Origin of the sequence: Leptospira interrogans (genome assembly GCF_900156205.1) — a bacterium.
Taxonomy (GTDB): domain Bacteria; phylum Spirochaetota; class Leptospiria; order Leptospirales; family Leptospiraceae; genus Leptospira; species Leptospira interrogans.
Map to the genome: position 1 here is coordinate 17,865 of NZ_FTNA01000018.1, position 26,164 is coordinate 44,028.

Sequence of the window (26,164 nt, forward strand, 5' to 3'; positions counted from 1 at the left end):
GCGTCTCTTAAGTTCATTCAAAACTCTTAATATTGTGCGGACTTAAACGTCTCCGCTGTGTAAGATTCGGTTCCACTTCCAGTGGGATATTTGATCGTAACTTTGATTCTAAAAACTCGGATAATCCCCGCCGTGGCAGCTCCTTGACTAGCTTGACCAGATCTTCTCATGATCAATTTATTCATCTCCGAATCTCTACCTCCGAGTAAATCTTCCGGCTTTTGACTGTCCTTTCCAGAAAGTTTCAAAAGATCCATATCTTCCTCATTGATCGAGGTTTCAAAGCCGTAACCTGGATAACCCGGAATATCTCCCGTAGTTTTATCAGACTGAAGTACGGATACGGAATCGATCTGAGCCATTTTAATTTTAGCTAAATGAACCGCGTTTGAGATCACAGTAGCCATTCTCTGTTGTTTGATCCCGTTTGAAATCACCATGTAAGTATATGTCATAGCAATTCCGGCTAACGCAAGAGCGATGGAAACCTCGATTAAATTAAAACCTCTTCGAACTGAAAATTTAGAAACAAGAATCTTAAGGCTGTTGTTGTTCGTTATCATCCTGTTCTTTCCAATTTTTATCGGTTGCCAAATTCGAAGAAGTATGAAACTGCTCTCCTTCCACAACGGAAACCTTTCCGCCGTATCTATAAAGAATCAAAGTTCTATAAATGGAAGGATCACTTCCTAAATGTACACTGTAGTCTGCCGAGATCCCAAGATAGGTATAGGGAACTTTAATAATTCCTTTCGTATATCTAAAACCTCTAATATCAGTTATATCTATAATTTCGGAAGTATAAGGAAGTTTCTGAGGTTTAAAAACCAAAACTTCTTTAATTCCACTTTCGTCTCGAAGTAATTTTTTGATAGAATAGGTATCGTTGTCTATATCCAGTTCTAAAACCATAGTGGTGTTTGTAAGAATGGATTTTCGATAACAGAATTCAGCGGCTTGTTTTAAAGTTTGTGCCGCGTCACTTCCCGAAGGAATGATAAAGTTTGCAGCGGTACTTGCAAGAATACTAATTAACCCCGCGAGGATCGCGATAACCACGATCAACTCGATCAGGGTAAATCCTTTCCGGATATTTTTAACCTTCATAACCGGAAAGGAGAAAAAAAGTTATTTTCTACGGAAATCGGAAGGATATTCGTCTTCGTTGAGAATGTTAAAGTCAGCATTTTTACCCTCTCCGCCGTCTTTTTTATCCTTACCCATAGTTACGATTTGAATTTCTCCGTTTACGTCTCTCTTAAGTTTATAGGTAGTTCCCCAAGGATCGTTGATTGCGGCTTTTTTAGTTAGGATAGGTTTCCAATCTTCAGGAACGTCTCCCGTGGTGGGCTTTTCAACCAGAGCTTCCAGTCCCTGTTCATCAGAAGGATACGTCCCATAACGTTGTGCATATCTTTCTAGATGAGACTGAAGTTCGTAAGCGTCTTTTTTTAGTTTGAGTGCAGCCGTATCATCGCTGATTTCACCTGGGCGAAAATTGGAATAAACGAGTGCGATCAGAGCGCCTAGGATAATCACTACGACTGCGAGTTCGATCAGCGTTAGACCTTTTCTATATTTTCTTTTTAATTTGGACAGATTCAATTGAATTCTCCTTAATCTAAACTATATATTTTGAAGTTGTTGCGTCAAGTTGTACATTGGGACCATGATCGAAGCCATAATCGTTCCAATCAAAAGACCCATAACCACAATCATTAGAGGTTCCATCGATTGGGTCATCGTTTTGATTGCGGTATCCACTTCCGAATCGTAAATATCCGCGAGTTTATTCATCATTTCCGGAACTCGATCCGAAACCTCTCCGGCGGCGATCATACCTAAAACCATCTGAGGTAAAATCACTGACCCACCAAATGAAGAAGAAAGTTTTTCTCCTTCTTTGATTTTTTCCACTGCGTTTTTAATTTCCTCACCAAAGATAGAATGATCTACTATCTTTTCTACGATGACAAGAGTAGTAATCAGAGGAACCCGGTTGCTCAAAAGAATTCCGATGTTTCTTGCAAAACTACTTACAAGAACCTTACGCGCAAGAGATCCTAATATTGGAATTTTCAAAACGAACTCGTCCCAGTTTCGTTTTCCTTTAGGAGTGTTTTTATAATAGATAAAACCTACAATTCCCCCAAAACCCAAAGTAAGAATTAACCACCAAAACCCAATGAGAAAGTCAGAAACTCCGATTACAATTCTGGTAATCAGAGGAAGTTTTGCATCGAATTGTAAAAACAGTTCCTGAATCTGAGGGATAACTACGGTTAATAAAAAAATCGTCACAAAAATAGATAAGGAACCCATAATAAATGGATACACCATTGCCACTTGTACTTTCGCTTTTAGTTCGCTGGATTTTTCTTCTAGTTCCGCAAGTCGCGTGAGAGTAGCTTCATAATCTCCTGTTTTTTCACCAACCGCGACGAGAGACGGAAACTGACTCGGAAACACATCTGGATGTTTTTTCATCGCTTCGGACAAGGAAGAACCTTCCGTAATGTTTGCTTGCATTCCGGTAATTACTTTTCTGAAGTTCTGATTTTCAGTTTGTTCTACGATACTCGATAAAGATTTATCAAGTGGAATCCCTGCCCCAAGTAACGTGGCCAGTTGTCTTGAAAAAAGACCTACTTCTTTACGTGGGATTCGATAAAGATATTTTGCTAAAAAAGGAAATAGTTCCCGATCCTTTCTTTCGGAATCTTCGGAAATACTACGAACATAAAGACCTTTGTTTTTTAATTTAGATCTTGCAGCTTGAAGAGAAGCCGCGTCTATAATTCCTTTTTCTTCTTTACCCTTCTTATTAAATGCAACGTAAGAATAAATCGCCATGACGCTTAAGTTACCCTGAGAACTTCGTCGATTGTAGTTACACCATCAACTACCTTTCTAATTCCGTAATCTTTAAGAGTTCGAAACCCATGCTCGAGAGCGATTTCGTTTAACTGTCCAGCGTCTTTACCATGAAGAATTGCTTGTTTGAGAGGAGAATTTACAAGTAAAAGTTCATAAATTCCGATTCTACCTTTAAAACCAGTTCCCATACAATGAGAACAACCTTTACCACGATGTAAGTTACCGTTCTTTAAAAATTTTTTAGAGATGCCAATGGACTCTAGTTCCGAAGTGGTAGGTTTATACGTTTCTTTACATTGAGTGCAGATAACTCTTACAAGTCTTTGAGCCATAAATCCTAATACTGTGGAAGTAATCAGATAGGGCTCGATTCCCATATCGATCAAACGAGTCGCGGCACTTGCTGCATCGTTTGTGTGAAGCGTAGAAAAAACAAGGTGACCGGTCAGAGAAGCTTGGATCGCGATTCTTGCGGTTTCTTCATCTCGAATCTCACCTACCATGATAACGTCCGGGTCTTGTCGAAGGATGGCTCGAAGTCCGGTTGCAAACGTAAGACCAATTTTTTCCTGCATTTGCATTTGAGAAATTCCTTCAATCTGATATTCCACAGGATCTTCGCAGGTGATGATGTTTCTTTCTTCTGTATTGAGTTCGCTTAACGCAGAATATAATGTAGTAGACTTACCCGATCCGGTCGGTCCCGTTACTAAAATGATTCCATGAGGTTCGTAAATTAACGAACGCAAAGACTGGATTAATTCTGGATAAAAACCCATCGTATCTAAAGAATACTTTTGATCCGTTTTATTCAAAAGCCTCATTACGATCCGTTCTCCGAACTGACAAGGAATGGTGGAAACCCGGATATCTATATCCTTACCAGCCAATCTAAGTTTGATCCTTCCGTCTTGAGGAAGTCTATTTTCAGCGATGTTCAAATTAGACATGATCTTGATTCTGGAAGAAATACCCGCGTGATACGATTTAGGAGGACTAAGCACGTTATGCAAAATACCATCCACACGATAGCGAACCACGAGAGACTTTTCGTAAGGTTCAATGTGAATATCCGAAGCCCTTTCGTTGACCGCTTGGGAAAGGATCACGTTGACCATTTTGATGATCGGAGCGTCATCGCTTAGATCCAGGGTTTCATTTTCAAAGGCTTCCGCAAGTTCGGAAAAACTTCCCTCCATCTCATTTAACATCTCTTTGGCGGCAGAAGATGTATTATCAAAATGAGAATGAATAATTCTCATGATCTCCGGTTCCGGAGCGAGAATAAATTCCACGTTGTAACCTTTTAGAAAGTTACGAGCGTCATCCATCGGATGTAAATCAGAAGGATCGGATACAGCAATTCGAATTGTTTTTTTAGAAAGAGAAAACGGAACGATTCTACTTTTCTGAATGAGTTTTAGAGGAATTTGTAAAAATATTTCTTCCATACCCGTAAACTCTAACTTTTCTCTGAATTCGAGTTGATAGAGTTTGGATAGGGCGCGGAGAATATCTGCTTCTCCGGCGATTCCTTTTTTCTGAATGATATGACTGAGTGGAAGGTTGTTTTTTTTCTGAACCTTTAGGGAATCTTCCAGATCTTTTTCAGATATGATCCCCTCTTCGATTAGGATATCTCCGAGAGTTTTCAAATTTTAATCCCCTCTTTCTCTGATTTCTCTTTCTTTGTTGAGGATTCTTTCTCTCTCGAGTTCGTAACGTTCCTGCTGCATTTTTTTCTTAACAGTCATCTTATCCGCAGTCTCTCTACTATCGAGTATATGCGGCGTAATAAAAACCATCAAGTTGGTCTTTTTAATTTTTTCAGTAGTTCTTTTAAAAAGATGACCTAAATACGGAATGTCTCCTAGAAAAGGAATTTTAATGATTCTTTTTTGTTTATCGTTCGAAATCAATCCACCGATCACGATAGATTGAGTGTTTTCAATTGAGATAGAAGTTTTAATTTCTCTTCGATTGAAAGTAGGGTTTCCTCCGGCGAGAGCAATCTCTGCGATATTTTTAATCTCCTGAAAGAGTTCGAGAGTGATCTTATTATTTTTGTTCACGTGAGGAGTAAACTTAAGTTTGATACCGGTAGGACGATATTCGTAATTGTCCACAGTTACAGCGTTCGTTCCACCAGTACCTGCGTTCCTACTCTGAGTTCGAACGGGCACGTCTTGACCCACACTGATTTCTGCTTCTTGATTATCTACCGTAAGCACTTGAGGAGCAGATAACACGTTAAAGTTTTCATTTCCTTGATTGGCGCTTAAAATTCCTATGATTTGTTCCGAACCAGCTTTTAAAAATCCTAAAGAGAAACCACTCAGAGTGTTTATGTTCGGATTGACCTGACCGTTCGAATTGATAATATTCGCTTCTTTAGAAAGACCAGAATTGAATTGACCGAAAGCTTCCCCCTTATATCTCCAATCGATCCCGAAATCGTTTAAATCACTGGAAGTAAGTTCCACGATCAAAACTTCTAATAAAACCTGTTTTCTAGCTGAATCCAAAACCTTAATGATTTTACGGATTTCTGCCCATTCCGCATTTGTCGCCGTAACAATCACAGAATTGGATTCTTTATGGCCAACCGCCTTGATCTTATCTACCTTAGGCATAGGTTGCCCTGGCGGTGGAGGCTTTCTTTCAGAACCCAGATCTTCAGACTGAATCACAGGATTGTCTAACTTAACTAAAGTCGCCGCGATTTTTTCAGCTTCACTGTATTCCAAAGTATAAATATGAATATCACCTGCCGATGAAATCGATCCTGGGGTCGCCTCTTCGATTTTGACGTCAAATTCGCTTACAAGTACCAACAATTTATTGATGTCTGCGGCGGAACCTGAAAGTACAATCGTATTTGTATTTCTATAAACGATCACATCCGTATTAGGAGAAGTAAGACGTTTTAAAATAGGTTCTAATTCTTCTGGTTTTACATTTTCAATAGGAATGACCTGAGTGATCGTTCTATAATCTCCAACTTCCTCTTCGGGAATCAATTCTTTTCCGACCCTAACGATAGGAGATCTAGCAAGTGCATCTTTAATTTTAACAATCGAAATGAGATCCGGTTCTTCTACTACTCCGAAACCTAGAGATTCTAAAACAGATTTCATAAAGATAAATCCATTTTTGATCGGAATTTCCTTTTGAGAAATGATCGTAATTTTTTTACCTTTTAAACTTTCATCTAAAAGAATATTTTTCTTTAAAATGGCGCTCATTCCTTTGAGAAAGTCGTTTAGTTCTGTATCTCTCCAATTTGCATAGAAAGTTTTTTCCGAAGGTTCTTCTTGAGTAACCGATTTTGTCTTTGCGGAAGTTTTTTTCTTACTTTGAGGAAAGACTGGTTTGTCCCATACTAAAAACAAAAGTATGAGAAGGGAGAATATTCTAAAGATTGAAAGTTGACTGATTGTTCCGGACATCTTTTTAGTTTCTGATAATAAATTCGTAGGTGAGAATCTGGCTACCTCTTTCCACATCTACTGTAATCTTATCGGCAGTTTTTACAGCTCCCCAGATCTCTAACATTTTTTCGGTTTCGGTCAACGGCATTCCATTTACTCGTTTGATAATATCTCCATTTCTAGCTCCTAAGGAATAAAAGATATGTTCCGGAGTAACACTATAGATTTTATAACCGGAAATTTTACCATTGATCAACGCGGGGCCAAATCTCGCATTTTTAAAGATCGCCGCTTGGTCTTTCAATTTACGGTTTACATCTTGTCTAGAAAGAACTTTACGAACCGTATCACCCGCGGGAGGTCCACCTTCCGCTTTTGGACCAGCGTCTAAATTCAACTTGGCCCTTGCTTCCCCCGGGGTTTGACCGATTTCTACTTTGAGAGAAATTCCACTTTTTTCCAAAACTACATAGTTGAGAGAAATAGAACGGATTTTATACCCACCTACCGTTTCTCCAATCGCAAATTCCTGCGCTTCTGCTTTTCCTTTTTCTACAATCGTAGCACGAGCAAAAGACCAATGACCACTTAAGGTTCCGGTAATTTTCATTTCTTCTCCTTCTCCCGTATCTGGTGGAGCAGAAGCCGCCGAAATTTCTCCTTCTGTAGAAATTTCTCCTTCTTTAGGAATCATACCGCGAATTAAATTTCCTTGAACCATTTCCTCATAAGAAGAAAGAGATCGATTTGTAGTTTCCAAACCTACTTTGCGAATCGGATTTGTTCCGGAACTCGCGGCCTGAATACTCGGATTCAAAAAGGCAAGAATCACCGCTCTTAAAAGATAAGAAAGTGAATAAGAAAAAAATAAAATAACTGGAATGAGAGTATAAAATGTATTTTTCCTGAGTTCTAAAAAAATCGCGTTCATAGGAGTCCGATCAGAAAATTTCTTTCTAAGAAGAAGTCAGAAAATCTCCGACTACTCACAATCTATCAAATTTACCAGGGTCTAAAGGAGTCACAATCTTTAACGCTTTTTTCAAAGCGACGTCTGGATTTACTCTATTTCCATTTAAAAAGACTTCAAAATGAAGATGAGGTCCCGTAGCCGACCCGGTCCTGCCGATTGCACCTATGACCGTTCCAGTATTCACTCTAGTTCCCTGTTCAATTGTAATTTTAGAGCAGTGAGCATACATTGTTTTATAGCCGTTATCATGATCTATAATTACAGTATTTCCATATCCTCCGTTCACCCCGGCAAAGGATACGACTCCATCGGCAGACGCAAGGATCGGAGCGCCTTGAGCCCCAGCAAAATCCAAACCGGTATGGAAGCCACCCGAACCAGTATGAAACGGATCTTTTCTTCTTCCATAACGAGAAGTGACTCTTGCATTTAAAACAGGATGTACAAATAATTTATGGAATTCTACTTTTTCTCGGCTCGCGTTACGAACCTGCACCGGAATGGAAAGATTCAGCCCCACTTGAAGAGTTGAATTCTTTTTCAAGCCGTTGGCAGAAACGATTTTTTGAACCGAAGTTTTCATTTCTCTTGCAATTTTAGAAAGAGAATCCTTGGGTTTGACTACATAATTTTTATATATGATTCCACTGTGGTTAACGATCTTAGAAGAGATAACCCTATTGACATTGATAAAACTGGGAAGTTCTAAGTTAGATTTGTCTTTGTGATAATTGAGAGAATATTTTTCTTCCTGCCAATTTTCAGGAGATTGAGAAAATAGTTGTTTAATTTTACGTTCTTCCTTATCGGAAAAAAAGGAAGAATCCTTATTGGTATATTCTGAAATTTCTGCGTCGTAATTTTTCAGAGGGTCCGCAAAAATAGAACCGAACACCAAGTAGGAAATCAAAAAAATAAAAAAAAGTTTCCCGTTCACTTTTTTAGTATCGGATTCAGATACATCCGATCTTGATCCTCCACTTCTCGAGGATTTATTTTTTCTTTTTGTATTCCACAAGTTCATTGGCTATAAGTTTATCCAAATCTTCTACAGTAATTTTTTTACCGCTATATTCGTCATTCAATTGATAAAGGATCATTCTTCCGATGGCGTATTCTCTTTTATGATCCGCAGGGTAACATTTAATTTTCACCATCGAAGGAGTCGATTCCACGTAAATCCGAACGAGCATCCCTTTTTTAAAGGTTTCTGTATTAGAAACCTTTTTATCTTTTGTTAGGTAATAAATTTTTTCCGAATAATGCTCATTAATCTGAGCCACCGCGTCTTTACGAATCAATCTGTTACCGCAACCTGCCAGAAAAATAAAAACTGAGGGAAGCAGGAAAACGGCAATACGAAACATTTCAGAGCAAAATTACAGAAGCTAAACGTATTTGAAAGGAGTTTTTTTGAAAAAGCCGAATTACGTTTTCAATTTTTCGAATAAAAAAACATAAAATCTATATCACAATCGTTCCCCAAGTAAAAGAATAAGAACCGTACTTCCATAAGAGGGAAAGTATGAAAAATTCTTGGATCTGTCTCACCGGAGCCAATTTAGAAGGTTTGGATGCATTTGCGGTTGATGTAGAAATCAACCTCAAACGAGGATTACCCCGTTTTACAATTACTGGACTTGCTGCTCAGTCCATCCGTGAATCTTCGGAAAGGGTGAGAATCGCTTTAGAAAACAGCGGCTACTCTTGTCCTCTTCAAAATATATTAGTAAATCTAGCTCCTGCTGGAAGAAAAAAGGAAGGAACTCTTTTAGATCTTTCCATTGCATGCGGAATTCTTGCGTTAACCGAACAAATCTTTCCCTCCGGAAAATTACAAAAAACTCTATTCTTAGGAGAATTAGGTTTAGACGGAAGTTTAAAACCTCTCAAAGGAGTGTTACCAATTCTATCTGGAATTTCTTCCGAAAAATACGATACTGCAATCGTTCCATTTGAAAATAGAGAAGAAGCAGCCCTTTTACGAAAATTCGAAGTTTATGGAATTTCTCATTTGAGAGAACTAGAAGAAGTTTTAGAAAATCGAAGAACCCCCGAGTCAAAATCAAAAATCCAAATTCAAGAAGTAAACGTCTCAAAAAATTTAGAATTGTATAAAGACCAGATGGTCGCATTTAGAGCAATTGAAATCGCCGCCGCGGGATGGCATCATATACTTTTATCTGGACCACCTGGAATTGGTAAAAGCCTTTTAGCAAGAATAACAGGCTTTTTACTTCCTACTCCCGAAGAAAACGAAGCATTAGATATATTGAAGATTCGATCTGCAATTTCTCCATTGAAAGAATTGATCGCACAAAGACCTTATCGAGCTCCTCATCACACTACATCAGACATCACTTTGGTGGGAGGTTCTAGAGATTTAAGAATGGGAGAAGTCACTTTAGCGAATCGAGGAATTTTATTTTTAGATGAACTCGCGGAATATAAATCGGGAATTTTGCAAGCACTCAGAGAACCAATGGAAGAAGGAAATATAACGGTTTCTAGAATCAGCGGAACCATTGTATATCCCGCCAACTTCTTGTTAGTTGCCGCGACCAACCCATGCCCTTGTGGATTTTATGGAAGTAAAGAAGTTCCTTGTGCTTGTAATCTTCAAAAGATCAAAAAATATCAATCTACTTATTCTGGACCATTTAGAGATAGAATCGATTTGGAAGTAGAAATTTTTCCTGCTCAAGAAAAAGAAAGAAAACGAATTTTAATCTCTTTGGAAGAATCTAGAAAAAAAATTCAAAAAGCAGCAGCCATTCAATGGGAAAGGTATCAAGGAAGTGGATTTTACTTTAACGGACAACTTAGAGGAGAATACGTAAATTTTTATCTACAATTTGATTCCCCTTGTGAAGAGATTTTAGAAAATGAAGTGAAAAAAAGAAAAGCGAGCATTCGTAAACTCAACCAGATTCGAAAAGTGGCTAGAACAATTGCGGATTTAGAGGAAAGTACACTCGTAAAAGAAAAACATCTTCTAGAAGCCCTGAATTTCCAGAATGCCGGAAGATACGTAGAAAACAGGGCCATCGCTTAATTCCCGTTAAGCGAGAAGTTTATTTTGCAAGAAAGTGAGAAATTTCCATAGCAATTTTATCGATCGCAAAATCAATATAACTAGGATCCTCCAATTTCTTTTTATAATCTTCAAATTTTCGCTTTTTTACCGGCATTCCTCGTTTTCGAAGAATGACCGGATCTGGACCGAAATCGTCAGATTCGGCCAAATTTCCTAAAATCGTAATGCTCTTCATAGTTACTTCCTTGTAACGATTTAAGGCTCTCTTCCTTGAGAACCCGCAGACAGTTTAAAAATTCGGTGCTTGTTGGAAGTACCTAAACCACTATTTCAAAAAAGATCCAGATAATATTTACATCCCTTTTTTTCATTTACGGAGACAAGACAAAATGAGACAAAATGATTTTGAAAGGAAAGATTTTCAGCAAGAAATCCCTTAGCCGCCTTTCTCATCTTAGTTTGTTTTGCGAGGTTGAATGTAAACCTAGGATCAAAGAACTTAAACTCTTTCCAAAATTTCACTTCTGAAAAATACAAAACTTCCTCTTTCACAGAGATTATGTCGATCTCACAATGAAGAAAACGATAATTTCGTTTTAGAATTTCATGATCTAGGCTGATTAAAAAGTTGGATGCAATAGACTCTCCTTCGTCACCTTTTCTTTTTTTCGATTTACTCAATCAAAGAGACCTCTTTAAAACAAATTTTCATCTTGCGATGATTGGGAAGCGGAAATTATGCAAATTTTATAATAAACAAAACAATAATTTATAAATATAACTACTACTCGGATGTATAAAAATGATACTCAAGATTACGAGTAATTTTTTTAAAGATATAGAAGTCCTCACGAAATTGTGCCAAACCTAGAATTATTGGCTTTTTTAAAAGGATCCCACATTCTAAGTTTTGAAACAAGTACAACATAGTATTCTTTTTAGACGTCCGAGTAGTAATACAACGAAAACAGATTTAAAATTAGTTTTTCAAAAATTCTAATATACTAAATTCTTCTCATCACATTTTTTATTTGCAATTATAGAAATTACAGCTGGTTACAAAACTTTTTTAAAAAGAACGATTAACCGATCTGCTAAAAAATCTGTATTGTTTTAATTAACGCAAATTTGACGCAAAGAATCTGTTTCTTAAAAGTCTCTTTATAGTAAAAATAAAAATGAACACTGATTCCTATAAAATTGAGAATCTTAAGTTTTTATTGCAAAATCACATTTCAAAATAAAAAATTGAGTATTTTATTATATATTTATAAACAGCATTTAGAGACTAGAAAATTAAACATAAATTATCTTCACATTCCTATTTTAAGAAAATAGTTTCCCAATTTTCTTAAACCGAATTCACGTTCATTAGCTCTGCAAAATTCTTTTAAGCGGAAATTTCTTGTAAATCTACGGGACGAGAAATAAAAAGATTTGTTTCTTTTAAAAGATCCACTAGTATCAAATTTCGAACCATTTTACCATATTCATCTTTTATAATACGAATAAAAGGACGAATTGGTTTATCTAAATTCGGCCCTAAAACGACACCTATCCTTTTATCAGATAACTCTATACAGGAACCTACGGGATACAAGGAAAGATGATTAAGAAGAGTTCGAACTAATTTCAAATCGAACTTTCCTACATCCATACTAATCATGGATTTAATTGCTTCGTGAGGTAGAATCTTCTTCCTATGAGGACGATTAGTAACAAGCGCAGAAAAGTTGTCTGAAATAGAATAAATTCTGGCTTGTTCTTCAATAGCATTACCAGCTAATTTTTGAGGATAACCGTTTCCATCATAACGCTCATGATGCTGAAGGGCAACAATCGCAAGATTATTTTTCAGTTTCATTTTTTGAGAAAGAATTTGATATCCTAAAATCGTATGTTTCATGATCGTCTTAAATTCCTCATCGGTGAGTTGTTCGTTTTTTTCCGAAATCACCGCTGGCACTTTTGACATTCCAATATCTGCAAGTAAACAGGAAATTCCTAGGTCGATCATCTTTGGTCTAGAATATTCTAGAAGTTTTCCTAAAATTAAAGAATAGAAAGTCGAATTTGCAATCTGATTGTATAAATAATATCCGGGCGGATTGTTCGCTAAAATTAAATAAGATATATTTTGATTAGAACGTACAAAATCGGTTAGTCTTTCTGCAATTTCTCGAACTGGAGTAACTTCTAAAGGTTTTTCATCCATTGTTTTTTTAAACACGTCTTGGATGATCTGAGTAGATTCTCTAAATAAATTTCCAAAAGTAATCTTAATTCGATTTAGATTATCGTAAACCGCTTTGAGAGGTTGTAATTCATCGTCTACGACAGTATTTACGATCATGTCGTCTAAACTCGTTTCTAAAACGTTCGGATCATATTGGGATTCTAGTTGCAGTAGTTCTCCAGCAGTCATCACTTCTTGAATTCCAAACCGATTCAATCGATCTAAATCGCTGTCAGTCACCGGAGTATTAGAAGTAATAAATAAATTTTCCTTATCTAAATAAACGGGTTTGGAAAATCTCATTCCCGGCTTTAGTTCGGATACGGCAAATTTTTTCATTGTAATTTTTCCCTTTTTCTGGAATCAGAATCCATAATCATCGAAAAAATTGCACCAACTGCTCTATATAGATTTTCTGGAATTTCTGAACCGATAGGCAATTCAGAGAGAGATTCTGCTAGAATCGGATTTTTTACCGTCGGAACCGAATTTTTTTCCGCAATGTTACGGATAACGTCACCTAAAAAGCCGGAAGCGGCAGCCGTAATTACAGGCGCATTGTCTTTTTTAGGAATGAATTTAAGAGCCACGCTGATCATCTAAGCATTCCATTCTTTTCTAGTTAGAGATGGTTTATAAGATAAATTGTATCCCTGAAAACTCACCAAAGATTCGGCTAAAATCTGCTTAAATTTTTCTTTGTTTTGACAAGCGTGCAAGTACATTTTCAAATTATCGAAAGTGAGGTTGATTTGCAAATCTTCTCCCAAGTTTTCCTCCCAAAGAAATAGAACAATTGTCCTTCCAGTATTCTTCGTTTGAATCCGAAATAAAAATTTTTTAAATTCTTTTTTTGATTCATAAATTCCTTCCGCATTTCCTCCGTCAAACTCCCAGCGAAAGTATGGTAAATCCGAGGTCCATTCTAAAAAAGGATAATATGATTTCAAAACCTTGAATATAGAGTCCTCGATAGAAAACTCTTGAAAATTGGAATCTACAACTTTTTCAGAAAGTTCCTGAACACTCATTCCCATGCTCTCCAGTCTATAAGGAATATCTTCTTTACCTTTCAATTCTCGGTCTAAAATACGTAACTCTATTCCTTTTGTGCTATACTTTGCTACTAATGTAAGAGTCTCTCCTATAAACAAAATATTAGACTGTGAGGATGTTTTCAGCCTTTTATCTCCGATAGAAAGCCACGCCCCACCCGGAAAAACGTCCAATACTCTACTTTTAAAATTTTGGTTCAAAGTCAGGCCCGCAAAACTGGAACCCTCTACTTGTTTTTCCAAAATAAGACTCAAATTTCGTACAGAAAAATCCGTTGAAAGTTTCATAAGCGCTCGCTTTAATGTATCTTATTTAGACACTACTCTCACTCGAAAACTTTCTGATAATTTCGTATCTCTTAAAGATTAGACTCTGAGATCTGTTCTAGAAACTTTCCGGTAAAACTTCTTCTATGAATATCGGAAAGACCATGTAGAAGAATCAGTTCTTCGTGAAGTTTTGTACCGTATCCTTTATGTTGATCAAAACGATAAATAGGATATTTTTTAGAAACGGAAATCATATAACGATCTCTGCTAACTTTAGCAAGAATAGAAGCGGCGGCGATACTTACAATTCTGAGATCCCCTTTTATATAAAAAGTGGAACAACCTTTGAGATTCATCCATTCTGGGTAACGGTTGAAGTTATAATTCCCATCAATTAATAGTTTTAGAGGAAATTTAGATTGAGTAAACCGGTTTATCAATTTTGTACATTTTAAAATTCCTTCTAAAACGGCTCGATTGATACCTTTCCGATCAATATAATTCGGACTTATAAAAGTTTGGTAAGAAAATTGTGCGGCCTTTATAATTTCAGGATAAAGAGATTCTCTTTTTTTTTCAGAAAGTTTTTTGGAATCAGTTAATCCCTTGAGAATTTTTCCTTCTAGGATTTGAGTAAGAGAATTTTGAGAAAAAGAAACTAAAGCTACAGAAAGAGGCCCCGCATAAGGACCTCTTCCCGCCTCATCAATCCCACATGGAATCGACTCCGAATAAAATCGGTGTTCTTCTAATTCAAAAAAATTGGAAAGTTTCGGTTCCGGCAAACCGGATTATTCCGTCGTCGTAGATTTTGTAGCCGCAGCAGCTTGTTGTCTCTTTCTGTCTTCACTTACAAGAGCTTTACCACCTTTGAGTTCTTTAATACGTGCCGCTTTTCCAGCAAGGTTTCTCAAGTAGTAAAGTTTTGCTCTTCTTACTTTACCTTTACGAATCAATTCTATCTTTGCAATTTTAGGAGAAAACAAAGGGAAAATTCTTTCTACACCTACGTCGTAGGAAACTCTACGAACGGTAAAAGTTTTTCCGTTGGCTTCATTTGCAACGGAAATTACAACTCCTTCGTAAATCTGAACCCTTTCTTTTCCGGACTCAACAATTTTATAATGTACTTTAACGGTATCTCCTACCGTAAAATTTTGTGTTCTTTCAGCATCCGGAGTCAGCACTTCTCTTAAAAGTTGATTCATAATTTCCTCTTTCGATCTTCTTTCTATTTTGTTCTCTCCACGCTAAAATGGAAGCGTGATTGCCGCTGAGTAGTACGTCAGGAACTTTCCATCCATTGTATTCCGAAGGTTTCGTAAACTGTGGATATTCTAAAATATCCGGATGGTTATGAGATTCATCCAGGAGACTTTCGTCTGCTCCTAAAAATCCAGGTAGAAGCCTGGACACTGCATCTGCGATACAAATACTGGCCAAATCCCCGGCAGATAATACATAATTTCCAAGGGACATTTCCATGTCAACCAGATGTTCCGTAACACGATGATCCACACCTTCATAATAACCGGAAATAAACGTCAAAGGTTTTCCGCCCTTTTTCAAATCCATAGCAATACTCTGGTTAAATGGAATTCCAGACGGGGAAGTTAAAATTACGATCCCCTTCTCTTCTCCTAAAGATAAAATTGCTTTGTGAATCGGCTCGACTCGGAGAAGCATTCCTGGACCACCTCCGTAAATCGTATCGTCGACTCGGTTATGTTTATTTCCGGAAAAATTTCTGAGTTGGATTATATTTACCGAAAACACTCCGGACTCGATTGCTTTTTGTTGAAGACCTTCCGAAAAATACGATTGAATTTTGTCTGGAAAAAGAGTGATGAAATTAAATTTCATTCCAAATCTCCGGTTGTATCAAGACAATTGTATTCTTTTCTAGATCTAGATCACCCACAAAAACTTGTAAAAATGGAATGAGGATTTCTTCTCCATTTTCTTTTACAAAAACTAAAATAGGATGTGCAGGATTGTCTTGAACGTCTTTTAATTTCCAATCCAGTTTTTTTCCGGATTCGTCAATCGCTTGTAAGCCGATGAGATCCGTAATATAAAACTCATTCTTGGTTTCGATCTTAGGGAGAAGTTTTTGGGGTAAAAAAAGAAAACCACCAATCCACTTTGCAGCCTCTTCCGGTGTGGTAACTCCTTCAAAACGAACAATAAATTTTCCGCCATGAGGACGAATTTCTAAAAGAGTAATCTCCTTTTCTGGAAAATGAAAATCAGGCTTACTGAGTTTAAGTGATATTGGAGTTTTAAGTTCGCAAAGTACAGTTTCTCGGACATTTAGACGTAGCCAACCTTTGATTCCAAATGGTTTGCCTAACTGCCCGAGTGAGATCCACTCTTTAGTCAATGATTTCTAAGGAGAAGTTTTTTCCTGCTTTTACAGATGCCGCAGTAAGAATCGCGCGCAGGGATTTTGCAATACGACCGTTTTTACCGATTACTTTTCCCACGTCTTTCGGGGAGACTCGTAGTTCGATGATATTTTGTTCTTCCCCTTCAATTTCACGAATTACAATTTCTTCGGGAAATTCAACAAGAGAAGCAACTATGTACTTCAGTAATTCTTCCATTACTTTTTGAGAGTGGTTTTATATTCCGCCCAAATTCCTGCATTTTTGAACAGGTTTAAAACGGTTCCGGTAGGTTGAGCTCCGTTCTTTAGCCAAGTAAGAATTTTTTCTTTATTAAAAGTAGTCTGTTCTTTGATTTGAGCCGGGTGGTAATGACCTACGATATCTACAAACTTTCCATCTCTAGGAGACCTGCTATCAGCAGCAACAATTCTATAATGAGGATCGTGTTTGGTTCCGGTTCTTTGTAATCTAAGTTTTACCAAGGGATATTTTCCTTTTAAACCATTCTGACCTTTCGGATTTTTATAACCCCCGAAAAAAGAATGTATGATTTTTACCAATATCGTGCCATATGTCCCACTGTCAAGAAAACATCAATTTAGAACTGATATTACAAAGGTTTGATATTGGATATTTTTGTATTCCTTAAACTTTTGTGGTAGTTCCCACATTTGAGTCTGTCCCAAACAGTCGAATGCCTAAAAACACGATTCTTAGAAAGCATTTTACTGAGTTTGAACACGATCTGTCGAACAACTATAAAAAACGAGATGCTTTCGTTTCACAAAAATGTGGGAACTCATACAAAAATAGAATCACAAAAGAATGTTAAAAAACTGTAAATCATACAATACAGCGTGTGGGAGTTACCACAATTTATAAAATAGAAGTTTATAACAATTGAATCTGCCGTATTCAACTGCGGGAACTACCACAAAACCTAGGTTTATCTGTAAAATGATGTGAAACTATAGCAAATCAGAATTTTACGAACAAATTCTAAAATTGTAGGAACTCATACTTTTAAAAAAATTTTATTACGTTAAACTCACGCTAATTACTATAAATAAATATGAAAACAATACTATAGAGTGAGTTGTTTCAAAAGTTAGCCTATGGATTCACTTCAAAAAACCAATTCTGGGTTAGACACAATTTTTGAGAACCTTTGCATCTTTGTAAAATCGATCGTTGACTTTGGGTATTATTTTCATCCGTCTGAGTAGTAACTTACTAAAAAACGAGTTCCTTAATTTAAACCCGGGCTAAATACTTTAGATTTTTTGCATTTTCTACCGGATTTCCAGTTTTATAAAGCCCAGCTCCAACTACTACTATATCCACTCCGTTTTTTCTTAGTTCTTGGATATTGGTATCGTTGACCCCTCCGTCTACTTCAAGTTCAATCGGTCTAGAACCAATCAGTTCTTTTACCTTACGAATTTTATCCATTCCATTGATTATGAATTTCTGTCCGTAAAAACCAGGCTCTACTGTCATTAATAAAATTAAATCCACATAAGGTAAAACATTTTCTAAAGAAGAAACCGGAGTTCCTGGATTTAAAGAAACTCCTACTTTTGTTCCATGGCTTTTGATTTCTTGCGCAAGACGAATCGGAAAGTCAGTCGTTTCGATATGAAACGTAATACAATAAGGATTGAATTCATAATATTTAAAAACATGGTTTTCCGGTTTAGCAACCATTAAATGAACGTCTAACGGAATCGACGTGAGAGATTTTACTTCCTTAGTGAGAGCCTCTCCGAAACTAATTTGTGGAACGAAATTACCATCCATAACGTCCATGTGTATAAGATCTATCGCAGTCGGATCGTAATTAGGAACCGTTTTTACAAGTTCTGTGAGTTTAGTTGCAAGTATGGATGCAGAAATTTTCAAAGTTCACTCTCATAAGATTTGGATTTTATCTTGGAATCGGAAGCATCTAAAAGAGTAAGTTTTACACTTCCTTTTCGATAAAACACAGTTTGAAATTTTTCTCCATCCTTAAGTGAAATAGGAAGAGTTAAAACATCCGTTTCTACTTGATTAGAAGATTTTAATACCGCTTTATAATTTCCATCATTTCCGACTTCATAAGAAAATAATTCGTAACCACTTTCTACCGCAAGCTCTGGCTCAAAGTAAAGTACTTTAAAACGAACCTCATCTCCTTCTAATCTTGCAGAAGATATAAGTCCGTTTTCAGAACGAACTCTAGTATTTATAATTTCTTCCACTCTACTTTTGATTCCGGAACGAATTAAACTTTTTTGAACGAGTGGAAAAGATGCACCTTGAAAAGAAGTAGGAGAAAATTCTTCCTTAGTTTTACTTGGAACCTTAGTTACGAGTAAAAATACTTTTTCTCTTGCAGAAGTATTTTTTCCAGGTTCTGGAATTTGATCGATAACAGTATTCGGAAGTTGATCTGCTTGTGGCTCAATGTAAGTAATTCCACCAATCTGCATTTCTACATAAGTTTCTTCAGAAAGAACTTTTTGAAGATTTGCTTTTGCGGAATCAATTGATTGCCCTCTTACGTCTGGAACAATGACTCGATCCAATCCAGTATTTACGGTAAGTACAATTTTACTTCCCGCTTCTATTTCTCTCCCAGGTCGTATAGATTGATATAAAATAATTCCATCCGTCTTATCCGGATAACGTTTGTTTTCCAGACGCACTTTCAATTGAAGACGACCTAATTCATTATGAACTTCCGGATAAGATTTTCCGATCAGATCAGGAACAATTACCTTTGCAGTACTTTTAGTTCTTACGAATACTACTAAGAAGGCTGCACTAAAAAATAATAGAAGACCCACCGCTAAGAATAAAACATAACCTCCGATTGGAAGATACTTTTCTCTAATTTGCTCTTGATTCACCCGAATGTTTCCCCTTCTTGAATTCTGAAACCGTTGAGAAAATCGGATGCAGTCATCCTGTTTTTATTTTCCGGTTGCAGTTCCAAAATCTCCAGAAATCTACCATCACCACACTGTGTAAGAAGGCGTTTTTTGTCCAATCGTTTCAATTTGCCCGGCGTAGGATTGATTTCTAGTGACAAAGAAGAAGGTTTTGTTTTTAGAATGTTCATCCTTTTATCTCGAAAGGTAGTAGTTGCAATCATATCGGGATATAAGGCTCGGATTCGATTGTGTAACTCCTCCGATTTTAAAGACCAATCTAAAATTCTATCTTCCGATTTGATTTTCCCACAATAGGTTGCTTTATCGTGAGCTTGTGGAACTGAAGGAAAAGGTTTTCCATCGTATGTTTTCAATAATTGAAGAATAGATTCTATTCCTGCATCTGTGATTTTATCCATCAAAGTTCCTGTGTTATCTTCTGGAGCAATTTCAACTTCTTTCGTTAAAAGAATATCTCCTTCATCCATTTTCTCTCCAATGTATTGAATTGTGATTCCGGTTTTAGTATAACCTTTCCAAAGCGCGGTTTGAACGGGAGAGGCTCCACGTAGATCCGGCAATAAAGATCCGTGTAAGTTGATCGAAGTCAAAGTAGAATGTGCATATACTTCTTTGGGAAGAATGGATCCGTAAGCAAAAACTACATAGAGATCTGCAGAAAATAAACCGAAATCGGAGAGAGCTTTTTCTTTTTCCTTTTTGATAGATTCGTATTGAAATACCGGAATGTTATATTCAAGAGCTTTCTTTTTGACTGGACCGGGCTCGGGAATTTTACTCCTGCCCTTAGGACGATCCGGATTGGTAACTACAAATAATACTTCTGTAAGTTGAGAATCAATGAGAGCTTCTAAAAGTTTTGCAGAATGCTCGGGGGTTCCAAAATATCCGATTTTCATATTACAGCGCTTCCTAAAAAATATATTTTATCTTCTCAAAAAAATAAGCTGCAAGGTTCTGTCCCTATCGAGCTATAAGCGAGATAACCGTAGCAAGGCTCTGTGCGAAGTAAAGATGGCGCATTCTTATACCAAATCCAAAGGGTCAAAATCTATTTCTAAATACACTTTTTTAGATAGTTTTAAAGGGCGAATTTCTTTTTTAAAAATTTCTCTCCAAATGTTTGGCGAAGAAGTTTTGAGAATGATATGATTTCTAAAATTGGAATCAATTCTATAAAAAGGACAAGGAGCCGGTCCGAGTAGAATTGTATCTTTGGAGGGAAAAAATTTTTTTAGAACCCCGAATACTAACTCGATTGTTTCAAGTGAAATCTGTTCTTCCTTAGAACGGGAAACAACTCGAACTAGTCTAGAAAATGGAGGATAAAAAAGTTCCTTTCGAACCGGAATTTCAGATTCATAAAATTGAATATAGTTTTGGTTCATTGCCATTTGAATGACCGGATGATTAGGTGCGTTAGTTTCTATCAACACTTCCCCTTTTAACTTAGAGCGTCCCGCCCTTCCAGCCACTTGAGTTAAAAGAGAAAATACTCTTTCGTTGGCTCTAAAATCTGGAAGTCCAAGCCCTATTCCTGCATTTAAAACACCGACTAATGTAACTCTAGAGGCATCCAATCCTTTTGCGATCATCTGAGTTCCAGTAAGAATATCAATTTCTCCTCCTAAAAGACGAGATATGACTTCGTTTAATAAACTACGATCTTGAATAGAATCTTGATCAAGTCTTTCTACCCTAGTTTGCGGAAACGCTTCTAATAGATTTTCTTCTAGTTTTTGTGTTCCGGTTCCCTTGAGGGTTAGACCTTCTCCCATTCTTTTTTGCAAGGAATCTAAAGTTTCCGTATGCCCACAGAGATGACAAATCGTAGTTCCTTTTTTATGATAACAAAGATTAGTCGTACAATTTGGACAAGGCACATAAGAAGAAGTGGACGGAGAATAGATCAGAGGACTATAACCTCTTCTGTTTAAAAGTAGTATGATCTGTTCTTTTTTCTCTAATCTTTGTTTGATCGCAAAGGAAAGTTCTGAGCTAAGAACGTTAGACTCTTTTTGGTTCTCCACGATTCGAACCGTAGGCGGTAACACTCCTTGAGGTCTTTTAGTCAAAGTATGAAGATGAATTTTCCCCTCTTTTGCAAGATGATAAATTTCTAAAGAAGGTGTCGCGGTTCCCATCACAAGAACAGCTTCATTAGTCCTACATCTCTGTAAGGCGATTTGCCTTGCGTGATATCTAGGACTAGAATGTTCTTTAAAAGAAGAATCATGATCCTCGTCTATAATCACAAGTCCTAAGTTAGAAACAGGCGCAAATACAGCGCTTCTAGTTCCGACGGCAATTCTTTTTTTACCTGTGAGAAGTTCGTTATATGCCTTAAACTTTTCGGAAACCTTTAGAGCCGAATGAAGTACCGCCAATTGTCCCGGAAAAATAAGTTCTAACTTTCGAATAATATGAAATGTTAAACTGATTTCGGGAACAAGTAAAATGACAGAACGATTTGGAGTTTCCAGAACCTTTTGTATGAGATGGATATAAACTTCTGTTTTTCCGGAGCCAGTAATTCCGAATAACAAATGAACTGCGGCGGTGCCGAAAGTAGAAAGTATATTTTGAGTTGCGATTTGTTGTTCTTCGTTTAAAGTAACTGGTTTACCTTCTGCGTCCGAAGGAAAAGTTTCGAGCTTTACCTGCCTTCTTCCTGCAGGAATCATTTTATAAATACATTCTCCGAGAGAAGCAATGTATTGATTTTTCATCCAATGAGCTAAATCGATTTGTTCTTGAAGAACAATCGGAGTTTTATCTATAATTTTTTCTATTTGAAAAACTTTATAATTTGGTTCGTTTTGATGAATCGAAACTATAATCCCTTCCTCTTCCCGATTGCGTAGTTTTACCAAAACTCGAACACCTATCTGAACGTTAGGTGGAATCTCATATGTAAAAGTGTCCTCTTCAATTGGAAGATCGAACGCAACTTCTGCGTAATAAATCAAAGTACATCCTTGAGTCTGTTTTGAAAGATCGCCAATTGAGAAAGGATACTTTCTTTGATAGAAATTTCTTCTTTTTTGATCGTCTCGAATTCAAATGAATCTTTGGCTCCTTTAAAATTCATTCTTTTGGTTTCAATCGCAGAAATTGCTTCCGGAGATCTAAGAACGATCATAGGCACACCAGGAAGAAAATCTAACGTTCTTCCCATCATTTCGAGGGCTTTTTCTTTTCCATAAACCGCAATCGCACTGGTTCCCAATAGAATAATCCCTTTTATCTTTTCGGACTCGATCGTATCCTTAACTTGAGTTTCACATTTTTCGGTTCTAATTTTCCAATCATCTGCCTTAGACTTAGAATGAGCAAAAATACAAGCAGGATATTCTTGATAGTAAAATTCCCTATGACTAAATCCAAACTGTTTCTGAATCATTCTGCCAAAAAGTTCTTCCGCCTCCTTGGTTCTAAAAATCTGATCCGGAGAGGTCTTGGAAAACGCAGGTCTTCCCGGAGCAATTTCGCCAGTATAATGAAGTACTAATATAGGCTTTCTACCTTTGATTAGAAAGTTACGAACAGCACTAATTCGATCGTTACAGAGTTTACAAAGAAAATTTCTTTCCGCTACTTTTGCGGATCTTCGAACTTGAATTCCTTCTGCCTCTAACTCTAAATCGTCTGATTGAAAACCTGAAAAAGACTGTTCCCAACCTTCTTTCCAGACGAGTTCAGTCGTTTCAGGAGGTTTTTCTCCAGAAAATTGTAAGATTGGGATCTGTTTTTTTTGGATCAAAAAACGGAGATCACCTAATACTCTTCCAAGTTTGGATAGAATTTTTTTATCCATCTGTATACTGATCCGAAGAAATATTAAGCGACTTCATTTTTCTGTATAAGTGAGAACGTTCAATTCCTAAAACTCGGGAAGTTCTGGTCACGTTTCCCTCATTTGTTTGTAATGTTTTTATAATATACTGTCTTTCAAATTCTTCTTTAGCTTTTCTAAAATCTCCTAACTCCACCATTTCGTTTGCAGTTTTAAAACCTTTGAGTGCGTCTCTTGCGTCGTTTGCAGTAATCACGGAACCTACGGTCATAATACAAAGCCTTTCCATTACATTTTTTAGTTCCCGAATGTTACCTGGCCAAAAATGATTTTGTAAGATAGAAACCGCTTCAGATTCTATTTTTTTAGAAAGTAAATTATTTTCTTCTAAGGTTTTGGAAATATAATAATCCACAAGCAATGGAATATCGGAAGTTCTTTCTCTAAGAGGTGGAATTGTTATTGGAATCACATTCAATCTATAATATAAGTCTTCTCTAAACTTTCCGTCTCGAATCGCCTCTTCTACTGGAATATTTGTAGCTGCAATAATTCTAACGTCTACTGTGATCGTCTCTGTACTTCCCAATTTTTCAAATCTTTGCTCTTGAAGAATTCGTAATACTTTCGCCTGAGTAGAAAGTGACATGTCACAAATTTCGTCCAGAAACAAAGTGCCTCCGTTGGCGGCTTCGAATTTTCCGATTCTAGAATCGGTCGCGCCCGTAAAAGCTCCTTTTGTAAATCCAAATAACTCAGACTCTATAAGTTCTTCCGGAATTGCAGCACAGTTCATCTCTACAAAAGGAGAATCTTTTCGTTTAGAATTTTTGAATATAGTTTTTGCAACGAGTTCTTTTCCGGTTCCGTTTTCTCCGTAGATAAAAACTCGAGCGTTAGTAGACGCAGCTTGAGCGATTGCGAACTTTACTTTTTGAATGGCGGGGGAGTTTCCAAGAATTTCATCATATTCTAATTTAATATCGGAAGCCGAATTTTTTTGATCAGACTTGACTAGATCATCTATCGCTTGTAAAACTTTTTCGATCGAAAGAGGTTTTTCTAAAAAATCCACAGCTCCTTTTTTTGTAGCAGCCACAGCAATTTCTATCGTTCCGTGACCCGAAATCATAAGTATAGGAAGAGTTGGATAGATTTTTTTACACTCTTCTAAAATGGTAATCCCATCTTCTTTGCCTAACCATACGTCCAAAAGAATTAGAGAAGGTCTATCATTTTTGAGTTGTTTGAGTAAGGTTTTACCAGTAGCGAAAGTTTCTACTTCGAAATTTTCGTCCTCTAAAATTTCTTTAAGAGATTTTCTGATTTCTGGTTCATCGTCTGCGATAAAAATTTTCATGATCGTTTTAAGACACTGGAAGTTCTATTTGAAAACTACATCCTCCCATACTGGAAGAATCTACAGAGATATGACCGTTGTGGTCAATCACACTTTTTTGAACAATCGCCAAACCGATTCCAGAAGTATTGTTGTTCTTAGTGGAATAGTACGGTTCGAAAACTTTTTGTTTGAGTTCGGGTGAAATTCCGATTCCGTTATCTTCTATAGAAATCACCGCGACCTTTCTCATAATCTTCCTTGACAGAACAGCTGAGATTCGAATTGAACCTTCGTATTCTGGTATTTCTTCTTTTTCTCTTTTTCTTTCTATGGCTTCGATTGAATTTTTCAATAGATTTGTAAAAACTCTAGAAATGATTTTTTGATCCAAAAATAGTTGCGGAAATCCCTTTGAGATGTTCGTCGCAATTTTAAGTTTAGGAGTATGTTCAAATAACTTCACCACTTCGAGAAGAATAGGCTCTAAATTCTGATTGATAAGCTTAGGGGCAGGCATACGAGCAAAATCCGAAAACTCATTTACAAGATGTTCTAGCACGCGAACTTGTTTGATGATCGTATCGGTCTCACTAGAAACAATTTCATAAAACTGTTCTTTATTTTCAGAATTCATCTTTCTACGAATTCTCTCAGCGGAAAGTTGGATCGGAGTAAGAGGATTTTTAATTTCATGAGCCATCCTTTGTGCCACTTCTTTCCAAGCGGCGATCCTTTGGCTTTGCATGAGTTCTGCGTCCTTCGATTTTAAATCTTTTACCATCTGATTAAAAGAATCTATAAGTGCGCCTATCTCACCAGCCTCTCTAATTTCAAGATTGATGTCAGTATCTCCCATAGAAATTTTTTGAGTCGCATTCGCTAATTCTATAATTGGTCTAGAGATTTTTCTCGCAAAAAGAAGGGAAAAATAAATGGCGAGTAGAAAGATAGCAACTGTTATTATACTAAACGTTAGACGAATTCGATAAGGAAGTTTTTCTTTAGTTAAATCCGCGCGATCGTAATTTCTTCTCGTAGAAATTACTGAATATACGTTCCTCTCAGAGTCTTTATGAATTCTAATTCCAGTTTGAAGATTATAATTCCCTGTTGGAAAAGGAATTCGAATAAAATACATACAATAATCGGGACGATAACTTGCAAATTCTTTCCAATTAGAAGTTTTCGCAAAAATTTTAAAATTTTTTTCCAAGGGCCTATATTTCAAAGCTCTATTTTCTAAAATCGGTTTTTCCTTTTCATAAATTCCTACGTAAAATTCGTCATTCTGAATCAAATTGAGTTTAGACGCGCCTGCGACCAAAGATTCTAAATGGAGAGGTTGTATTCTTAAAAAACTTTCCAAAAGTCTGGTTTTTTCAACGAGTAATCGTTTTTTAGGTTTTTCTTCATTTAAGATCAATGTTTCTCCCGAAGAAAGTGCTTCTTCAATATCAATTCCGTAGAATCTTTCGTAGAGTTTTCCGGTCACATTAGAAGAAAGAAATAAAATTGGTAAGGAAGGTAAAAATGCCACAAATATAAAAGATAACGTTAGACGATACCTAATAGAACTTTTGAGTCTTCCAGTTTCTAGGTTTCTTTTGTTTCTATAAAAATAAGAAATAAGAAGTGAAAGAGAAAAAAGTGGAATAAAAAAGAAAATATAAACTACAATTCTATCTAAAAAACTTATATCGTCCGGAATTGTTTTTTGATCTGAAAACTGAATTGCCTCGGCGAGAACTACCGAAAGTAAAATGATTAGACCTAAGATGAGTAAGTCTCTTAGATAATATCTAGTTTCGTCATTCATGG

At 36.6% G+C, this 26,164-nt stretch carries 28 protein-coding genes; 1 reads left to right on the forward strand and 27 read right to left on the reverse strand.

Annotated elements, in window-relative coordinates; all coding sequences use genetic code 11:
- Window positions 1-26: 26 nt before the first annotated feature.
- From BW942_RS14270 to BW942_RS14310, 9 genes are read right to left on the reverse strand one after another with little or no spacing between them, the layout of a single operon-like run.
- Complete coding sequence (locus tag BW942_RS14270; RefSeq protein ID WP_000632227.1) at window positions 27-563, reverse strand: type II secretion system protein; 537 nt, start codon at window positions 561-563, stop codon at window positions 27-29.
- On the reverse strand, window positions 538-1,107 hold the full coding sequence (locus tag BW942_RS14275; protein ID WP_000865319.1) for a pilus assembly FimT family protein: 570 nt from the start codon (window positions 1,105-1,107) through the stop codon (window positions 538-540). Before BW942_RS14275 ends, BW942_RS14270 begins: the two co-directional genes overlap by 26 nt.
- A gap of 21 nt (window positions 1,108-1,128) precedes the next feature.
- A complete protein-coding gene (gspG, locus tag BW942_RS14280; protein WP_001054085.1) occupies window positions 1,129-1,605 on the reverse strand; it encodes a type II secretion system major pseudopilin GspG in 477 nt (158 codons plus the stop codon).
- Window positions 1,606-1,626: 21 nt separating this feature from the next.
- Window positions 1,627-2,853 carry a type II secretion system F family protein gene (locus BW942_RS14285; RefSeq protein WP_001029466.1) on the reverse strand — a complete coding sequence of 409 codons (1,227 nt, stop codon included), beginning with the start codon at window positions 2,851-2,853 and terminating at the stop codon, window positions 1,627-1,629.
- 5 nt (window positions 2,854-2,858) lie between these two features.
- Complete coding sequence (gspE, locus tag BW942_RS14290; RefSeq protein WP_000853744.1) at window positions 2,859-4,532, reverse strand: type II secretion system ATPase GspE; 1,674 nt, start codon at window positions 4,530-4,532, stop codon at window positions 2,859-2,861.
- Window positions 4,533-4,535: 3 nt separating this feature from the next.
- Entirely contained in the window at window positions 4,536-6,326 is a 1,791-nt protein-coding gene (gene gspD / locus BW942_RS14295) for a type II secretion system secretin GspD (protein ID WP_000017090.1), read from the reverse strand.
- 4 nt (window positions 6,327-6,330) lie between these two features.
- Window positions 6,331-7,239, reverse strand: a complete 909-nt coding sequence (locus BW942_RS14300) for a general secretion pathway protein GspC (protein ID WP_000991320.1) — start codon at window positions 7,237-7,239, stop codon at window positions 6,331-6,333.
- Window positions 7,240-7,294: 55 nt separating this feature from the next.
- Window positions 7,295-8,299, reverse strand: a complete 1,005-nt coding sequence (locus tag BW942_RS14305) for a LysM peptidoglycan-binding domain-containing M23 family metallopeptidase (protein WP_017861810.1) — start codon at window positions 8,297-8,299, stop codon at window positions 7,295-7,297.
- Window positions 8,274-8,648, reverse strand: a complete 375-nt coding sequence (locus tag BW942_RS14310) for a type II secretion system-associated lipoprotein (protein WP_000488361.1) — start codon at window positions 8,646-8,648, stop codon at window positions 8,274-8,276. Before BW942_RS14310 ends, BW942_RS14305 begins: the two co-directional genes overlap by 26 nt.
- 158 nt (window positions 8,649-8,806) lie before the next feature.
- Between BW942_RS14310 and BW942_RS14315 the strand changes: the two genes are divergently transcribed.
- Complete coding sequence (locus BW942_RS14315; RefSeq protein ID WP_000798677.1) at window positions 8,807-10,336, forward strand: YifB family Mg chelatase-like AAA ATPase; 1,530 nt, start codon at window positions 8,807-8,809, stop codon at window positions 10,334-10,336.
- A gap of 19 nt (window positions 10,337-10,355) precedes the next feature.
- Here the strand turns inward: BW942_RS14315 and BW942_RS14320 are convergent, their stop codons facing one another.
- The 18 genes from BW942_RS14320 to BW942_RS14405 all read right to left on the reverse strand — a co-directional run bounded on the left by BW942_RS14320 (window position 10,356) and on the right by BW942_RS14405 (window position 26,162).
- Window positions 10,356-10,553 (reverse strand): hypothetical protein, encoded by a 198-nt coding sequence (locus tag BW942_RS14320; RefSeq protein WP_000836436.1) that lies wholly within the window; start codon window positions 10,551-10,553, stop codon window positions 10,356-10,358.
- Window positions 10,554-10,648: 95 nt separating this feature from the next.
- Window positions 10,649-10,999 (reverse strand): YraN family protein, encoded by a 351-nt coding sequence (locus tag BW942_RS14325; protein ID WP_000045620.1) that lies wholly within the window; start codon window positions 10,997-10,999, stop codon window positions 10,649-10,651.
- Between the two features lie 709 nt (window positions 11,000-11,708).
- On the reverse strand, window positions 11,709-12,893 hold the full coding sequence (locus BW942_RS14330) for a cyclic di-GMP phosphodiesterase (RefSeq protein ID WP_000712870.1): 1,185 nt from the start codon (window positions 12,891-12,893) through the stop codon (window positions 11,709-11,711).
- On the reverse strand, window positions 12,890-13,153 hold the full coding sequence (locus BW942_RS14335) for an EscU/YscU/HrcU family type III secretion system export apparatus switch protein (protein ID WP_000626342.1): 264 nt from the start codon (window positions 13,151-13,153) through the stop codon (window positions 12,890-12,892). The genes BW942_RS14330 and BW942_RS14335 overlap by 4 nt, the downstream gene beginning before the upstream one ends.
- A complete protein-coding gene (locus BW942_RS14340) occupies window positions 13,154-13,897 on the reverse strand; it encodes a hypothetical protein (RefSeq protein WP_000778156.1) in 744 nt (247 codons plus the stop codon).
- A 71-nt stretch (window positions 13,898-13,968) separates the two neighbouring features.
- The gene (locus tag BW942_RS14345) at window positions 13,969-14,664 is read right to left on the reverse strand and encodes a ribonuclease HII (RefSeq protein WP_001114917.1); all 696 of its coding nucleotides are present in this window, start codon (window positions 14,662-14,664) and stop codon (window positions 13,969-13,971) included.
- A gap of 6 nt (window positions 14,665-14,670) precedes the next feature.
- On the reverse strand, window positions 14,671-15,087 hold the full coding sequence (gene rplS / locus BW942_RS14350; RefSeq protein WP_001072660.1) for a 50S ribosomal protein L19: 417 nt from the start codon (window positions 15,085-15,087) through the stop codon (window positions 14,671-14,673).
- Window positions 15,047-15,742 (reverse strand): tRNA (guanosine(37)-N1)-methyltransferase TrmD, encoded by a 696-nt coding sequence (trmD, locus tag BW942_RS14355; RefSeq protein WP_000671159.1) that lies wholly within the window; start codon window positions 15,740-15,742, stop codon window positions 15,047-15,049. The genes rplS and trmD overlap by 41 nt, the downstream gene beginning before the upstream one ends.
- Entirely contained in the window at window positions 15,732-16,262 is a 531-nt protein-coding gene (gene rimM / locus BW942_RS14360) for a ribosome maturation factor RimM (protein ID WP_000159892.1), read from the reverse strand. The genes trmD and rimM overlap by 11 nt, the downstream gene beginning before the upstream one ends.
- Window positions 16,255-16,485, reverse strand: coding sequence for a KH domain-containing protein (locus tag BW942_RS14365; protein WP_000391865.1), 231 nt, complete (start codon window positions 16,483-16,485; stop codon window positions 16,255-16,257). Before BW942_RS14365 ends, rimM begins: the two co-directional genes overlap by 8 nt.
- Window positions 16,485-16,751, reverse strand: a complete 267-nt coding sequence (gene rpsP, locus BW942_RS14370; protein ID WP_000240010.1) for a 30S ribosomal protein S16 — start codon at window positions 16,749-16,751, stop codon at window positions 16,485-16,487. Before rpsP ends, BW942_RS14365 begins: the two co-directional genes overlap by 1 nt.
- Before the next feature lie 772 nt (window positions 16,752-17,523).
- A complete protein-coding gene (rpe, locus tag BW942_RS14375; RefSeq protein WP_000702812.1) occupies window positions 17,524-18,171 on the reverse strand; it encodes a ribulose-phosphate 3-epimerase in 648 nt (215 codons plus the stop codon).
- Window positions 18,168-19,163 carry a PASTA domain-containing protein gene (locus BW942_RS14380; protein WP_001071110.1) on the reverse strand — a complete coding sequence of 332 codons (996 nt, stop codon included), beginning with the start codon at window positions 19,161-19,163 and terminating at the stop codon, window positions 18,168-18,170. The genes rpe and BW942_RS14380 overlap by 4 nt, the downstream gene beginning before the upstream one ends.
- The gene (fmt, locus tag BW942_RS14385; protein ID WP_000690652.1) at window positions 19,160-20,107 is read right to left on the reverse strand and encodes a methionyl-tRNA formyltransferase; all 948 of its coding nucleotides are present in this window, start codon (window positions 20,105-20,107) and stop codon (window positions 19,160-19,162) included. Before fmt ends, BW942_RS14380 begins: the two co-directional genes overlap by 4 nt.
- 126 nt (window positions 20,108-20,233) lie before the next feature.
- Window positions 20,234-22,177 (reverse strand): replication restart helicase PriA, encoded by a 1,944-nt coding sequence (gene priA / locus BW942_RS14390; RefSeq protein WP_000642125.1) that lies wholly within the window; start codon window positions 22,175-22,177, stop codon window positions 20,234-20,236.
- Window positions 22,174-23,025 (reverse strand): hypothetical protein, encoded by an 852-nt coding sequence (locus BW942_RS14395; RefSeq protein WP_000358377.1) that lies wholly within the window; start codon window positions 23,023-23,025, stop codon window positions 22,174-22,176. The genes priA and BW942_RS14395 overlap by 4 nt, the downstream gene beginning before the upstream one ends.
- Window positions 23,018-24,364, reverse strand: coding sequence for a sigma-54-dependent transcriptional regulator (locus BW942_RS14400; protein ID WP_000688483.1), 1,347 nt, complete (start codon window positions 24,362-24,364; stop codon window positions 23,018-23,020). Before BW942_RS14400 ends, BW942_RS14395 begins: the two co-directional genes overlap by 8 nt.
- 7 nt (window positions 24,365-24,371) lie before the next feature.
- Window positions 24,372-26,162 (reverse strand): LIC_11548 family sensor histidine kinase, encoded by a 1,791-nt coding sequence (locus BW942_RS14405; protein WP_082279648.1) that lies wholly within the window; start codon window positions 26,160-26,162, stop codon window positions 24,372-24,374.
- Between the last annotated feature and the right edge of the window lie 2 nt (window positions 26,163-26,164).

Bases quoted from the DNA above. Each gene is read 5' to 3' on its own strand.
- BW942_RS14330 (WP_000712870.1), bottom strand. From the start codon at position 12,893: ATGAAAAAATTTGCCGTATCCGAACTAAAGCCGGGAATGAGATTTTCC.
- BW942_RS14315 (WP_000798677.1), top strand. From the start codon at position 8,807: ATGAAAAATTCTTGGATCTGTCTCACCGGAGCCAATTTAGAAGGTTTG.
- BW942_RS14365 (WP_000391865.1), bottom strand. From the start codon at position 16,485: ATGGAAGAATTACTGAAGTACATAGTTGCTTCTCTTGTTGAATTTCCC.
- BW942_RS14310 (WP_000488361.1), bottom strand. From the start codon at position 8,648: ATGTTTCGTATTGCCGTTTTCCTGCTTCCCTCAGTTTTTATTTTTCTG.
- gspD (WP_000017090.1), bottom strand. From the start codon at position 6,326: ATGTCCGGAACAATCAGTCAACTTTCAATCTTTAGAATATTCTCCCTT.
- BW942_RS14395 (WP_000358377.1), bottom strand. From the start codon at position 23,025: ATGGATAAAAAAATTCTATCCAAACTTGGAAGAGTATTAGGTGATCTC.
- BW942_RS14320 (WP_000836436.1), bottom strand. From the start codon at position 10,553: ATGAAGAGCATTACGATTTTAGGAAATTTGGCCGAATCTGACGATTTC.
- BW942_RS14335 (WP_000626342.1), bottom strand. From the start codon at position 13,153: ATGATCAGCGTGGCTCTTAAATTCATTCCTAAAAAAGACAATGCGCCT.
- BW942_RS14285 (WP_001029466.1), bottom strand. From the start codon at position 2,853: ATGGCGATTTATTCTTACGTTGCATTTAATAAGAAGGGTAAAGAAGAA.
- trmD (WP_000671159.1), bottom strand. From the start codon at position 15,742: ATGAAATTTAATTTCATCACTCTTTTTCCAGACAAAATTCAATCGTAT.
- BW942_RS14270 (WP_000632227.1), bottom strand. From the start codon at position 563: ATGATAACGAACAACAACAGCCTTAAGATTCTTGTTTCTAAATTTTCA.
- BW942_RS14275 (WP_000865319.1), bottom strand. From the start codon at position 1,107: ATGAAGGTTAAAAATATCCGGAAAGGATTTACCCTGATCGAGTTGATC.
- BW942_RS14405 (WP_082279648.1), bottom strand. From the start codon at position 26,162: ATGAATGACGAAACTAGATATTATCTAAGAGACTTACTCATCTTAGGT.
- BW942_RS14340 (WP_000778156.1), bottom strand. From the start codon at position 13,897: ATGAAACTTTCAACGGATTTTTCTGTACGAAATTTGAGTCTTATTTTG.
- BW942_RS14400 (WP_000688483.1), bottom strand. From the start codon at position 24,364: ATGAAAATTTTTATCGCAGACGATGAACCAGAAATCAGAAAATCTCTT.
- fmt (WP_000690652.1), bottom strand. From the start codon at position 20,107: ATGAAAATCGGATATTTTGGAACCCCCGAGCATTCTGCAAAACTTTTA.
- rplS (WP_001072660.1), bottom strand. From the start codon at position 15,087: ATGAATCAACTTTTAAGAGAAGTGCTGACTCCGGATGCTGAAAGAACA.
- BW942_RS14300 (WP_000991320.1), bottom strand. From the start codon at position 7,239: ATGAACGCGATTTTTTTAGAACTCAGGAAAAATACATTTTATACTCTC.